Here is a 12,617-nt window from a genome sequence, read left to right as displayed (position 1 = left end):
TTTATGTATCCCTAATTAATAGTAATTGATGATTTTCATAGGTGTTTAACCAACCGGCGATATGTTTGTTTTTATGTAGCCTAGGCAACCGAACATCCTAAAACGCGGATCTTCGGCTGAAAGTGCGGTTGGAAAGGGAATTATTCTACAATAAAGGGAGAAAAAGATCTTCAACCCACGATCAAAAAAAGCAAAAAAGGTTGCTTGCCATTTTTAGCCAAAACCGTATAATCGCCTCGCTTTTAAATGCTGTGGGTGATGGAAAAATGAACGGATTGCCGTGTTTTGCCCTAATCTCATTTGACGAACGCTGAATTTATGATTACAATTCCGTTCCTTATTTTTTGATAATCTTTGTTTATTTAAACGTTTTCTAACGTTTAAAGTAGAAACAGTTACTGAAACTCTTTGACTTAGGTACATTATAATGAAACGCACATTTCAACCTTCTGTATTAAAACGTAACCGTACTCACGGTTTCCGTGCTCGTATGGCAACTAAAAATGGCCGTCAAGTTTTAGCTCGTCGTCGTGCTAAAGGTCGTAAAAGTTTATCTGCCTAATCGCATATCAATGTGGTTAAGCTAAACTTTCCTAGGGAGTTACGTTTGTTAACTCCCGAACATTTTAAATACGTCTTCCAACAGCCGTTTCGCGCTAGTTCACCTGAAATCACCATTCTTGCTCGCCAAAATCACCTTGAGCACCCACGCTTAGGTTTAACTGTGGCAAAAAAACACCTCAAACGTGCCCATGATCGTAATCGTATTAAGCGTTTATGCCGTGAATCCTTTCGTTTGAGCCAACACCGTTTACCGTCTTATGATTTTGTTGTTGTCGCTAAACAAGGAATTGGTCGTTTAGACAACCGCACTTTATGGCAAATACTGGATAAATTATGGCAACGACACATTCGTTTGGCGCAAAAATCCTGATCGGATTCATTCGGTTCTATCAAGTTGTTATCAGCCCATTAATCGGCCCTCGCTGCCGTTTCACTCCCACTTGTTCCTGCTATGGCATTGAGGCGTTAAAAAACCATGGCATGGTAAAAGGAGGTTGGCTTACGATAAAACGTATATTAAAATGTCATCCCTTACACGCGGGTGGATACGATCCTGTTCCACCAAAGATCAATAATAACAAAACAGAGAATAAATAATGGATTCAAGACGAAGCCTGCTAGTCATCGCACTACTCTTTATGTCTTTTGTTGTTTATCAGCAATGGCAACTTGATTATCACACGCCAAAACCAACGGTTACCGAGCAAGTAAAAAATGCCGTTTCTGATGTTCCCTCTTCAGCAAATTTAAATGCCGTTGCAGCAACAAACGAAACGTCAACCAACGGTCGTATTATCACCTTAGAAAATGATGTATTCCGCTTGCAAATCAATACAGCTGGTGGTGATGTTATCCGTTCAGAATTATTAAAATACGATGCCGAATTGAATTCTAATACGCCATTCGTATTATTACAAAATACACCGGAACACCAGTATGTTGCGCAAAGTGGGTTAATTGGTAAAGACGGCATTGATACCAAAGCTGAACGTGCCTTATACCAAGTGGAAGGCGATACCTTTAAATTGGCAGAAGGACAAAATGAATTGGCGGTTCCTTTTACCTATGAGCGTAACGGGGTAACCTATCGCAAAATTTTTGTGTTGAAACGTGGTGAATATGCGGTTGCGGTTAATTATGAAATTAATAACCAAAGTGATGCGGCAATTGAAGTTGAACCTTATGCTCAATTAAAGCATCGTTTAGTGGACAGTTCCGATAGCATCGCGATGCCAACCTACACCGGTGGTGCTTATTCTTCTTCTGAAACTAACTACAAAAAATACAGTTTCAGCGATATGGAAAATGCCGATCTCTCTATTCAAACAAAAGCTGGTTGGGTTGCGGTATTACAGCATTACTTTGTTTCTGCTTGGATCCCAAATCAAGATGTAGATAATCAGCTTTATACCCGAACTGATAAAGCTAATAATGTCGGCTCAATTGGTTATCGTAGTCCGGCGGTAGTGATTCAACCACACAGCACTGAAACCTTAACCAGCAAATTATGGACAGGTCCAAAATTACAAAATGAAATGGCAAAAGTGGCCGATCATTTAGATTTAACCGTGGACTATGGTTGGGCATGGTTCATTGCAAAACCGCTTTTCTGGTTACTTACGTTTATTCAGCAATTAGTCCATAACTGGGGCGTTGCCATCATCTGTATTACATTAATCGTGAAAGCCATTTTATATCCGCTTACGAAAGCGCAATACACGTCTATGGCCAAAATGCGTATGTTACAACCGAAATTGCAAGAAATGCGCGAACGTTTCGGTGATGATCGTCAACGTATGAGCGAAGAAATGATGAAATTGTATCGAGACGAAAAAGTGAATCCATTAGGCGGTTGCTTCCCGTTATTGTTACAAATGCCGATTTTCATCGCTTTATACTGGACGTTTATGGAAGCGGTTGAACTACGCCATGCGCCATTCTTTGGCTGGATTCAAGACTTGTCTGCACAAGATCCGTATTACATCCTACCAATCTTAATGGGCGCATCCATGTTCTTGTTGCAAAAAATGTCACCGACAGCGGCGGCTGACTCAATGCAACAAAAAATCATGAACTTCATGCCATTAATGTTTATGGTATTCTTCCTCTGGTTCCCGGCAGGTTTGGTACTTTACTGGTTAGTGTCTAACCTCATCACGATTATCCAACAACAGCTGATTTATCGTGGTTTAGAGAAAAAAGGGTTACATACCCGTCATAAAAAATAAACCTTACGCTTTCAATGAAAGTAAGTAACATCGGGACTGGTTTCTAAGAAACCAGTCCTCTTTTTATCTTACTTCCCAAAAGAACGACACAGAATCGGAGATAACACATGGCAAAACGCAAACAAGATGATTTTGAATGGCAAAATGAAGAACAAGAAGAGATTATTTGGGTTAGTAAAAGTGAAATAAAACGTGATGCCGAAGCATTAAAAAAACTCGGTGAAAAATTGGTTGAGTTAACCCCGGCAAAATTAGACAAAATTCCACTTGATGATAACTTACAAGAGGTGATTTTTCTTGCTCAGCGTTTGCAAAAAGAAGCACGTCGTCGCCAGTTACAATATATTGGTAAATTATTGCGAAGTACAGACGTTGAACCTATTCAAGAGGCACTTGATAAGATTGAAAATAAACACTTACAACAGCAGATAGTCCTACACAAACTAGAATTATTGCGTGATGAACTCATCGAACAAGGCGACACGGCATTAACTCGCCTACTTAATGACTATCCACAAGCCGACCGACAACAATTACGCAATCTTATTCGTTCAGCCAAAAAAGAAAGAGAGCAAAATAAACCTGCCAAAGCGTATCGTGAACTTTTTCAATGTTTAAAGGAGATCTTTCTTACGGAGTCGTTTTAGTAGGCGGTGATAAGGCTTTAAAAGCGTGAATGTGGAGTTTAATACAGTCAAATGGTTTTTGGATTGGTTATGACCACAATAAACTACTGAATAAACAAAAAGCCCTTGTCACAGGGACAAGGGCTACGATCAAAATCAGTTAAAAACTAACCCATACCGTATTTTTTTAATTTTTTACGCAAAGTGCCGCGGTTAATACCGAGCATAGTTGCAGCACGAGTTTGATTGCCGCGAGTATATTGCATAATCATATCTAACATTGGGTGTTCGACTTCTGCCAGTACCAATTCATACAGATCATTCACATCTTGACCGTCCAATTGGGATAAATAATTTCTTAACGCTTGTTTTACAGAGTCGCGCAATGGTTTGTTAGTGACTTGAGATTGAGAATTCAGCACTGAAACAGTTAATGCTTCTGCCGGATTACGTTGTTCTAGCATTTTTCTATCCATTAATTAAATCAAATTAAACTAAAAAATCGCTCTAATGCGGACAATTGTGCCGAAGCAGAGGTGAGCGCATTAAAATCTTGTTTAAAAACAGAATCGGGTTGAATGTCCTGTAAATACCAAGCAATATGCTTGCGTGCAATTCGGTAGCCTTTTTCTTCTCCGTAAAAGCGATGCAATTCACGGATATGCTGTAAAATTACACGACATTTTTCTTCTAAGCTTGGCGCCTGAATAATCGAATCATGTTCCACCAGTCCGACCACAGATTGAAACAACCAAGGTCGGCCTAATGCACCACGTCCGATCATAATGCCATCCGCACCCGTATCATCGAGTACCGCTTTGGCTTTTTGGGCAGAAGTAATATCACCATTAGCAATCACTGGAATGGAAACTTGCTGTTTCACCAATCGAATATGTTCATATTCCGCCTCGCCTTCAAATTTGCAGGCGCGGGTACGACCATGAATGGTTAACGCTTGAATACCACTTTGTTCCGCGATTTTGGCGATTTCTACACAATTTCGATTTTCCAAATCCCAACCAGTGCGAATTTTTAAGGTTACCGGAACCTCAACAGACTTCACCACAGACTCAAGAATTTGTCGAACAAGTTGGGGATATTGTAAAAGTGCGGAGCCCGCCATTTTACGATTCACCTTCTTTGCCGGACAGCCCATATTAATATCAATAATTTGAGCGCCGTATTCCACATTAACTTGAGCGGCTTGTGCCATTTCATCGGGATCGGAACCCGCAATTTGTACGGCGTTTATACCGGCGTCTTGGTGATGAGCCAGACGCAATTTCGATTTCTCGGTGTGCCATACCTGCGGGTTGGTTGACATCATTTCTGAGAAGGTCAAACCTGCGCCGTATGTAGCACAAATTCGACGAAAAGGTTGATCAGTAATGCCGGCCATGGGCGCCAATAAAATGCGATTTTTTAATTGATAATGACCAATCCGCATTATGACTCCCAAATTTCCAACGACTTGACCAAGCTCGGTTGCCAACCGACAAGGTGCGCTATCATACGCACTTTTCGAACATTTGCAAAGGGTAATTTTTATACAAAATAGATTTTTTTGATCATCCGGTGAAATTAGCAATGAGGTGGGAAGACGTGAAAGTGAGATAAGTCATTGTGAATCAAAAAATCTGCCGAAAAAGTTGTTTTAAAAGGGGCGGAAATCGGTGAAAAATCGCAGTGGTCTGATGATCGTCGCTATGGCGTTTAGTATGTGTTGACACTATACAAAGTGCGGTCGTTTTTCTTATTATTTTCGAAAAACAAAGGGCCTGATGATGTTCAGGCCCGAAGTGATTGTTCACAAAGTATTAACGCATGGTCACGAATTCTTCCGAACCGGTCGGGTGAATAGCCACTGTGTTGTCAAAATCTGCTTTTGTCGCGCCCATTTTAATAGCAACAGCAAAACCTTGGATCATTTCGTCCACGCCAAAACCGATACCATGTAAGCCCACAATTTTTTCCTCTTTACCAACGCATACCAATTTCATACGGCAAGGTTGACGATGCTGGGTGACAGCCGTATACATAGAGGTAAAGGAAGACTTATACACTTTCACATTTTCCGCACCATATTGTTCAATGGCTTGTGGTTCGGTTAATCCGACAGTGCCAATTGGCGGATGACTGAACACCACGGACGGCACTAAATTATAGTCTAAATGTTCGTTTGGTTTATTGTTAAACAGGCGTTCGGATAAACGACGTCCGGCTGCAACTGCCACCGGCGTGAGTTCAATGCCGCCTTCAATAATATCGCCTACCGCATAAATCCCCGGCACATTGGTGTTTTGGTATTTATCCACCTTGATGAAACCACGCGCATTCGCTTCTACGCCGGCGGCTTGTAAATTAATTTTATCAGTCGTCGGCTCACGTCCTATCGCCCAAATCAGGCAATCTACGGTTTGCTCACGACCGTCTTCAAGGTGAAGCGTTACTGAACCGTCTGCATTTTTCACCACCTCTTTTGGAATGGCATGGGTGTGCAGCGTAATGCCGTCTTGTTGCATAGATTCCACCAAGGTTTCCACCATCATTGGATCAAAATTACGCAACGGCGCGTGTTTACGCACAAATAAATGGGTTTCCACACCAAGGCTGTTCAAGACGCCTGCCAACTCCACGGCAATATAACCTGCGCCGACAACGGCTGTGCGTTTAGGCAGTTCGGTTAACGCAAAAACGCCATTAGAATCAATACCGTATTCCGCGCCTTTTATTGCTGGAATACTTGGGCGTCCGCCTGTAGCAATCAAGATATGATCTGCAGTCACTTGCTCGGTGGAACCATCGCCGAAAGTCACTTCAAGGGTATTTTTATTCACAAATTTGGCAAAACCACGAATCACCTCCACGTTATTTTTTGCCAATACGTTATCATATGAAGTATGAATACGGGAAATATAGGCTTGACGGCTTTCCACCAACTTAGCGAAATCAAATTTTTTCACACCCACATCAAAACCGTAATCCGGTGCATAATGATGGATGGCTTCCGCAATTTGTGCGCCATAGAACATCACTTTTTTCGGCACGCAGCCCACGTTAACACAGGTTCCACCTAAATGTTTTGCTTCAATAATGGCACATTTTTTGCCATAACTTGCTGCACGGTTAACGGAAGCGATACCGCCACTGCCACCACCGATGGCAATATAGTCATAATGTTTTGTCATAGTCTGTCCTTAATAAATAAAATTACGCCATATTCTCTAATAAACTGCGTTTTTCATGCAAACTGAATAAATAAATCGGTCTAATCGGTATTATCTCTGTCAACGAAATTACTCCGGCGTAATCCAATTCACCGACCAATTGCCGGTACCTTGTGGCACAAGTGCGGTGGTTAAATACGGCAAAATGGATTTCATCTGTTGTTCCAACGTCCATGGCGGATTCACCACAATCATGCCGCTCGCCGTCATACCACGTTGATCTGAATCTGGGCGCACCGCCAATTCAATTTGCAAAATTTTACGAATGCCCGAAGCTTCCAAGCCTTTAATGATGCATTTTGTTTGCTGACGTAGCACCACCGGATACCAAATGGCATACACACCGGTCGCAAAACGTTTGTAGCCTTCTTCAATGGCTTTCACCACCAAATCATAGTCTTCTTTCAGTTCATAAGGTGGGTCAATTAGCACCAAGCCACGACGCTCTTTGGGCGGTAATGTGGCTTTGACTTGCTGAAAGCCATCGCCGATTTTCACCGTCACATTTTCAAATTCTTTGAAATTATTGCGTAATAACGGAAATTCGCTTGGGTGCAATTCCATCATTAATGCGCGATCCTGTGGGCGCAATAAATTGGCAGCTAATAACGGGGAACCGGCGTAATAGCGCAATTCTTTCCCGCCATAGTTGAGTTTTTTAATCAGTGCCACATAGCGCGCCACTTCCGGCGGTAAATCCTCTTGCTCCCACAAACGCCCAATGCCGTCCACATATTCTGCCGTTTTCTCCGCCTCTTGGCTAAACAGACGATAACGCCCTGCGCCTGCATGGGTATCTAAATAATAAAAACCTTTTTCTTTTTGCTGTAGGCTTTCGATAATCAGCATTAACACGATATGCTTTAACACATCCGCATGGTTGCCGGCATGAAAACTATGGCGATAACTTAGCATAAATCCTACTTATAACCGTTTCAAAAAACGTTGTAAAAAACCACCGCACTTTTGTGCAGAAAAAAGAAGCCCAACAGCTGTCGGGCCTCCTATAATACACTAGAATAATTCTTCCGGTTGACCACCGGCAGGATTGTTTAATAACTCACTTGGTACATAATAGCCACGCTCTTCAACATAAACACGGGTTGGTTCGGTGCCTTTAATAAAATATTCCACACGCCCACCGTTGGCTAGCAAACCAGAACGCACATCAATGCGTTTTTCCACAATATTTGCCGGTGTCGGTAAATTACGCTCAGGTGTATCTTTCAAAATAGCCTTCATATAACTTATCCATGCCGGCATCGCACTTTTCGCACCGGCTTCGCCACGGCCTAAATTAAATTTATTATCATCGAAACCAATATACACGGCAGTGGTTAAATTCGCACCAAAACCGGCATACCATGCGACCTTGGAGTTATTGGTCGTTCCGGTTTTACCGCCAATGTCTTTACGTTTAATTTCGTTTGCCATCCGCCAACTGGTGCCTTTCCAACCCAATCCTTGTTCACCATAGATAGCGGTATTTAATGCGCTGCGAATTAAGAAGGCTAATTCACCGCTAATAACCCGTGGAGCATATTGTGTGGCGGATGAGCTTGTTTTCGCGTCTGCCATAAAATTCAAATTCTCTTCTTTTATTGCATCAGCACGCGGTTGTAATTCCGGAATATCCGGCACATTTTCCCCTTGCTCGATTTCTTCTTCTCCGTTGGTCGCCTCATCACTGCGTTTTAAATTATCCGCAACCGTCAAATCCGTATTTTTAAAGCCATCTAGCTTTTCTGTTTCACCATAAATCACCGGTACGTCATCACAAGTTGGGCAAGCTAATTTCGGATTCGCCACAAAAATTTCCTTGCCGGTGTTATCTAAGATTTTATTGATAATATAAGGATCGATTAAATAACCGCCATTATCGAACACCGCATAACCGCGAGCCATTTCAAGTGGTGTAAAGGAGGCCGCACCTAATGCAAGGGCTTCACTGGCAAAATATTGATCCCGTTTGAAACCGAAACGTTGTAAGAAATCCGCCACGAAATCAACGCCGGTCATTTGCATGGCACGGATCGCAATCATGTTTTTAGATTGCCCCAATCCTACTCGTAAACGTAACGGGCCATCATAACGATCCGGGGAATTTTTCGGGCGCCATTCTTTTTGTCCCGGTTTTTTTAATACAATCGGCGTATCTTGCAACACACTGGATAGGGTTAAGCCTTTTTCTAAGGCAGCAGCATAAATAAACGGTTTAATGGAAGAGCCCACTTGTACCAAAGATTGTGTTGCACGGTTAAATTTACTTTGTTCAAAACTAAAACCGCCCACAATGGCTTCAATGGCACCGTTGTCACTGTTTAATGACACTAACGCGGAGTTAGCTTGCGGAATCTGGCCTAAGACCCATTCACCCTTGTCATTTTTACGAATCCAAATTTGATCCCCTGTTTTCACCGGATTGGCTTGTCCGGTCCAACGCATGGCGCTACTTGGCAATGTCATCTTTTCCTCAGATGCTAACAGCAATTCTGCGCCGGATTTGGAAACGCTGATGACGGCGGCGGGAATAAACGGTTCAGAATTCGGTAATTTTTTCAAGAAGCCAATAATGGTGTCGTTATCCCAAGGGGTTTCGCCTTTTTTCCACAATGGCGCACCGCCACGGTAGCCATGACGCATATCATAAGCGATTAAATTATCACGCACGGCTTTTTGCGCGACTTCTTGGTCGTTAGAAAGCACGGTGGTATAGACTTGATAACCTTTGGTGTAGGCATTTTCTTCACCAAAGCGTTTTACCATTTCCTGACGCACCATTTCTGTCACATAATCCGCACGAAAATCTAATTTCGCACCATGATAGCTGGCGACAATCGGCTCTTTTAGGGCAGCATCGTATTCTTGTTGTGTGATGTATTTTTGATCCAACATACGCCACAACACAACATTGCGACGCTCCAGCGCACGTTTTGGCGAGGAGAGTGGGTTCATTGTGGAAGGGGCTTTTGGCAAACCGGCAATGACAGCCATTTCAGATAAGGTTAATTGATTTAATTCCTTACCAAAATAGGTTTTTGCCGCAGCCGCAACGCCGTAAGAACGGTAGCCGAGATAAATTTTATTTAAGTAAAGCTCAAGAATTTCGTTTTTATCCAGGGCGTTTTCGATCTCAATAGCTAAAATCGCCTCTTTGGCTTTACGAATCAAACTTTTTTCCGGTGTTAAGAAGAAGTTACGTGCCAACTGTTGCGTGATGGTACTTGCCCCTTGGGAAGCTCCACCTTTACTGATCGCCACCATCACCGCACGGCCGATCCCGATCGGATCTAGCCCATGGTGATCATAAAAACGACTATCTTCTGTTGCCAATACGGCTTGAATTAATTTTTCAGGAATATTTTCCAATTTTACCGGAATACGACGTTGTTCACCGACTTCACCAATCAACTTACCGTCTGAGGTGTAAATTTGCATCGGCTGTTGCAACTCCACCGTTTTTAAACTTTCTACATCGGGTAACTCTGATTTGAACTGGACATAGACCATGCCGACAGCAACACAGCCCAGAATAAATAAGGTTAACAAGGTGCTTAATATTAATTTTGCGATCCGCATCGAAAATTTCTCGCTTACTTAAAGGGGGTTAAGAAAATTAAAATAAAGTTAGCCAATAAGTATAAAGACTACGCGCCTAAAGAAAAAGCGAAAACTGTTGGAAATCGGGGGAATCAGGATAAATTTATGTTCATAAAACGTACACCTTCAATTCAAGTCGGCCTCTGGTTGCGTCATCACGCTATTGATGTGGTTTGGTTCGATAAGGACAATCGTCCGCATAGTGAGTGTTTGGAAAAATTAGATTTACTGGAGCTTCCCGCCACCCTTAATCGCCGACTTGCTATGCCTGCACGCAGAAAATCGCCTTATAAATTTATTACCGCCATCATGCCGCATCATATCTGGCAAAAAACACTGATTTTGCCGCACAATCTCACCCCGCTGGAATGTGAGCAACAATGTCATTTTACACTTTCCAACGAGCTGCCGTTGCCGCTTGAGGAGATTTGGTATGACTATGCCGCCACCCCATTAAAACAGGGGTTCCGTTTGGAAATCTTCGCGATTCGCCAACAAATTGCAACGGATTACTTACAGCAATTTATGCCGCTACAGATTGAGGTGTTAGACAACATGGCAAAAGCCTTGTTACGTGGCGCAGAATATGTGTTAGGCAAGCCCTTGCCGGCAGCGGCCATTTTCTTATATCAAGATGAACAAGGCGGATTAGCCGTACAATCTAAACTGCAACAAAATCAAACCTTATTCCAAACAGAGACAAATTTGACCGCACTTTTTGAGCAATATTGCCATCGTTATGACGAAAAACTGGAAGCCGTTTTTTACTTGCAAACGGAAGACACTGAAACAGCAGTGCCGGATCACTGGCATTGTCTCTCAACGGAATTGCCGCTTATCGCCCTTGGTAATGCCTTATGGCAACAAGATACGTATGCCAAATCCACCGCACTTTTCGATGCACCGATTGGTTAAGGAAGGGCGATGAAAAAAGACATTAATCTGTTGCCGTGGCGATTACAGCAACGCCGCCGGCAGGTCAAAGCCTTGGTGACGAAATGCGTGGCAGGTGCAGTGCTTTGTACGGTAATTAGCGTGGGGTTATACCGTGCTGCCGAACAGTACGCAAAACAGGCGGAAAAATTACAACATGAATACGTTGCATTGCAACGTGAGCTACAACTTACACAACAACACATTCAGCAGATCAGACATCATCAACGTCATGACCAAGAGACCCAAGCAATCACCAAAGAAACGTTTTTTTTATTGTTAAATCAATTAGCTGAGTTACCACTTACACAAGGAGAGCTATCCGCGTTGGCGCTTTCGGAGCATCATTTAACGCTTACCGGCCAAAGTGTTAGCCAAGAGGAGTTCGATCGTCTTAACCATTTTCTGACCGAGCAAGCGTTATTTAGCGAAGTGAAACTCACGGAATTTAAACCGCAAGCGCAAGAAATGCGATTTCAGTTTGATCTCAAATTGCAGGTAACCCCATGAAATGGATAGATAAAATGGCGACGACAAACCTATTCAGCCATTGGTATCAGCTTGCTGCTTGGCAACAGACGGCCTTGTTATGTGCGCTGGGTGTTGCCTCACTTTCTTTGCCGGCACAACATTATTGGCAGCAATGGACACAATTAGCACAACTGACAGAACAACAGGAAATGCAACAGGCGACACTAGCACATCAACAAAAAATTTTGGCAGCACTAAAAGAAAAAGCCGATAAGCATTTACTTACACCAAAATTAGCCGGCAAACTTGCAGCAATTAATCAGCAAATTCAACAGCTTGCCCAATCATTACACATTGAACATAGCCAGTGGGACTTTCATCAAACAGCGTTGTTAACACTGCACGTTCAAGGCTATTTTGATGAGTTAAGTGCATTTTTGACCGCACTTTTAACGGCAAGTAATGGGTTGGCGTTGGTGGAATGGCAGGTGCAAAAACGCAGCGAGCCGAATGACGACAGTATCCTTTTCAGCGAATTGTTATTCCAGTTCAATCCCGAGGAAAAATAATGGTAAGACAAATGTTATGGTTATTCATCAGCGTGATGATCAGCCACGCCGGTTTAGCGAAAGATCCCTTTGACAAAAATCGCCGGCAAAGTACGACGCAAGCCGCACCGGAAAAACAAAACAGCACGCTAAATTTAACCTGCCACACTGCACCTTCAACCATTTTCCCGCAAACGGCCTTTGAACAGATTCAAGTGATCGGCGTATTACAACATCACACCGATTGGCAAGTCATCTTGCTTGCTGACAATCAAGTCAGCCTTGCCCATCCCGGCGATTTGATTGCTGTCGAGCATATTCAAATTACTAAAATCGACAAACAACACATTGATTTTTTACGTTGGGACACTAGTGCGAACTGTGAGAAAACCACCCCTTTTCAAGTGAAATTTTAAGGAA

Annotated in this window: 14 protein-coding genes; 9 read left to right on the top strand and 5 right to left on the bottom strand. The window is 42.8% G+C overall.

The features are described from left to right. The first annotated feature begins 427 nt into the window (after positions 1 to 427). The 5 genes from rpmH (at position 428) to yjgA (ending at position 3,439) form a co-directional block, all read left to right on the top strand. Entirely contained in the window at positions 428 to 562 is a 135-nt protein-coding gene (gene rpmH / locus J5X96_RS09685) for a 50S ribosomal protein L34 (protein WP_007241546.1), read from the top strand. 12 nt (positions 563 to 574) lie between these two features. Next, the gene (gene rnpA / locus J5X96_RS09680) at positions 575 to 934 is read left to right on the top strand and encodes a ribonuclease P protein component (RefSeq protein ID WP_209363443.1); all 360 of its coding nucleotides are present in this window, start codon (positions 575 to 577) and stop codon (positions 932 to 934) included. Beyond that, positions 898 to 1,161: a membrane protein insertion efficiency factor YidD gene (gene yidD / locus J5X96_RS09675; protein WP_209363441.1), complete on the top strand. Its 264-nt coding sequence runs from the start codon at positions 898 to 900 to the stop codon at positions 1,159 to 1,161. The genes rnpA and yidD overlap by 37 nt, the downstream gene beginning before the upstream one ends. After that, a complete protein-coding gene (gene yidC / locus J5X96_RS09670) occupies positions 1,161 to 2,792 on the top strand; it encodes a membrane protein insertase YidC (RefSeq protein ID WP_209363439.1) in 1,632 nt (543 codons plus the stop codon). Before yidD ends, yidC begins: the two co-directional genes overlap by 1 nt. Before the next feature lie 107 nt (positions 2,793 to 2,899). Further along, positions 2,900 to 3,439, top strand: a complete 540-nt coding sequence (yjgA, locus tag J5X96_RS09665) for a ribosome biogenesis factor YjgA (RefSeq protein WP_209363437.1) — start codon at positions 2,900 to 2,902, stop codon at positions 3,437 to 3,439. A 146-nt stretch (positions 3,440 to 3,585) separates the two neighbouring features. Here the strand turns inward: yjgA and fis are convergent, their stop codons facing one another. From fis to J5X96_RS09640, 5 genes are all read right to left on the bottom strand, one after another. Next, entirely contained in the window at positions 3,586 to 3,882 is a 297-nt protein-coding gene (fis, locus tag J5X96_RS09660; protein ID WP_011608721.1) for a DNA-binding transcriptional regulator Fis, read from the bottom strand. Between the two features lie 20 nt (positions 3,883 to 3,902). Continuing rightward, complete coding sequence (dusB, locus tag J5X96_RS09655; RefSeq protein WP_209363435.1) at positions 3,903 to 4,865, bottom strand: tRNA dihydrouridine synthase DusB; 963 nt, start codon at positions 4,863 to 4,865, stop codon at positions 3,903 to 3,905. Positions 4,866 to 5,235: 370 nt separating this feature from the next. Beyond that, positions 5,236 to 6,606 carry a glutathione-disulfide reductase gene (gene gorA / locus J5X96_RS09650; RefSeq protein ID WP_209363433.1) on the bottom strand — a complete coding sequence of 457 codons (1,371 nt, stop codon included), beginning with the start codon at positions 6,604 to 6,606 and terminating at the stop codon, positions 5,236 to 5,238. Between the two features lie 108 nt (positions 6,607 to 6,714). Beyond that, positions 6,715 to 7,560 carry a 23S rRNA (adenine(2030)-N(6))-methyltransferase RlmJ gene (locus tag J5X96_RS09645; protein WP_209363431.1) on the bottom strand — a complete coding sequence of 282 codons (846 nt, stop codon included), beginning with the start codon at positions 7,558 to 7,560 and terminating at the stop codon, positions 6,715 to 6,717. Positions 7,561 to 7,659: 99 nt separating this feature from the next. Beyond that, the gene (locus J5X96_RS09640) at positions 7,660 to 10,224 is read right to left on the bottom strand and encodes a penicillin-binding protein 1A (protein WP_209363429.1); all 2,565 of its coding nucleotides are present in this window, start codon (positions 10,222 to 10,224) and stop codon (positions 7,660 to 7,662) included. 126 nt (positions 10,225 to 10,350) lie between these two features. Between J5X96_RS09640 and J5X96_RS09635 the strand changes: the two genes are divergently transcribed. From J5X96_RS09635 to J5X96_RS09620, 4 genes are read left to right on the top strand one after another with little or no spacing between them, the layout of a single operon-like run. Continuing rightward, a complete protein-coding gene (locus J5X96_RS09635) occupies positions 10,351 to 11,160 on the top strand; it encodes a competence protein ComA (RefSeq protein WP_209363428.1) in 810 nt (269 codons plus the stop codon). 9 nt (positions 11,161 to 11,169) lie between these two features. Further along, entirely contained in the window at positions 11,170 to 11,688 is a 519-nt protein-coding gene (locus J5X96_RS09630; protein ID WP_209363426.1) for a PilN domain-containing protein, read from the top strand. Next, positions 11,685 to 12,218 carry a competence protein gene (locus tag J5X96_RS09625; protein WP_209363424.1) on the top strand — a complete coding sequence of 178 codons (534 nt, stop codon included), beginning with the start codon at positions 11,685 to 11,687 and terminating at the stop codon, positions 12,216 to 12,218. The genes J5X96_RS09630 and J5X96_RS09625 overlap by 4 nt, the downstream gene beginning before the upstream one ends. Next, positions 12,218 to 12,613: a competence protein ComD gene (locus J5X96_RS09620; protein ID WP_209363422.1), complete on the top strand. Its 396-nt coding sequence runs from the start codon at positions 12,218 to 12,220 to the stop codon at positions 12,611 to 12,613. The genes J5X96_RS09625 and J5X96_RS09620 overlap by 1 nt, the downstream gene beginning before the upstream one ends. The last annotated feature ends 4 nt before the right edge of the window (positions 12,614 to 12,617 follow it).

This window comes from Aggregatibacter sp. 2125159857 (genome assembly GCF_017798005.1).
Lineage (GTDB): Bacteria > Pseudomonadota > Gammaproteobacteria > Enterobacterales > Pasteurellaceae > Aggregatibacter.
The sequence above is the reverse complement of the archived record's forward strand: the minus strand, read 5'-3'. Positions and strand labels throughout refer to the sequence as shown.

What these genes read in the sequence shown, in the direction of transcription:
- rpmH (WP_007241546.1), top strand. Translation starts at nt 428, where the DNA reads ATGAAACGCACATTTCAACCTTCTGTATTAAAACGTAACCGTACTCAC.
- yidD (WP_209363441.1), top strand. Translation starts at nt 898, where the DNA reads ATGGCAACGACACATTCGTTTGGCGCAAAAATCCTGATCGGATTCATT.
- yidC (WP_209363439.1), top strand. Translation starts at nt 1,161, where the DNA reads ATGGATTCAAGACGAAGCCTGCTAGTCATCGCACTACTCTTTATGTCT.
- yjgA (WP_209363437.1), top strand. Translation starts at nt 2,900, where the DNA reads ATGGCAAAACGCAAACAAGATGATTTTGAATGGCAAAATGAAGAACAA.
- fis (WP_011608721.1), bottom strand. Translation starts at nt 3,882, where the DNA reads ATGCTAGAACAACGTAATCCGGCAGAAGCATTAACTGTTTCAGTGCTG.
- dusB (WP_209363435.1), bottom strand. Translation starts at nt 4,865, where the DNA reads ATGCGGATTGGTCATTATCAATTAAAAAATCGCATTTTATTGGCGCCC.
- gorA (WP_209363433.1), bottom strand. Translation starts at nt 6,606, where the DNA reads ATGACAAAACATTATGACTATATTGCCATCGGTGGTGGCAGTGGCGGT.
- J5X96_RS09645 (WP_209363431.1), bottom strand. Translation starts at nt 7,560, where the DNA reads ATGCTAAGTTATCGCCATAGTTTTCATGCCGGCAACCATGCGGATGTG.
- J5X96_RS09640 (WP_209363429.1), bottom strand. Translation starts at nt 10,224, where the DNA reads ATGCGGATCGCAAAATTAATATTAAGCACCTTGTTAACCTTATTTATT.
- J5X96_RS09635 (WP_209363428.1), top strand. Translation starts at nt 10,351, where the DNA reads ATGTTCATAAAACGTACACCTTCAATTCAAGTCGGCCTCTGGTTGCGT.
- J5X96_RS09630 (WP_209363426.1), top strand. Translation starts at nt 11,170, where the DNA reads ATGAAAAAAGACATTAATCTGTTGCCGTGGCGATTACAGCAACGCCGC.
- J5X96_RS09625 (WP_209363424.1), top strand. Translation starts at nt 11,685, where the DNA reads ATGAAATGGATAGATAAAATGGCGACGACAAACCTATTCAGCCATTGG.
- J5X96_RS09620 (WP_209363422.1), top strand. Translation starts at nt 12,218, where the DNA reads ATGGTAAGACAAATGTTATGGTTATTCATCAGCGTGATGATCAGCCAC.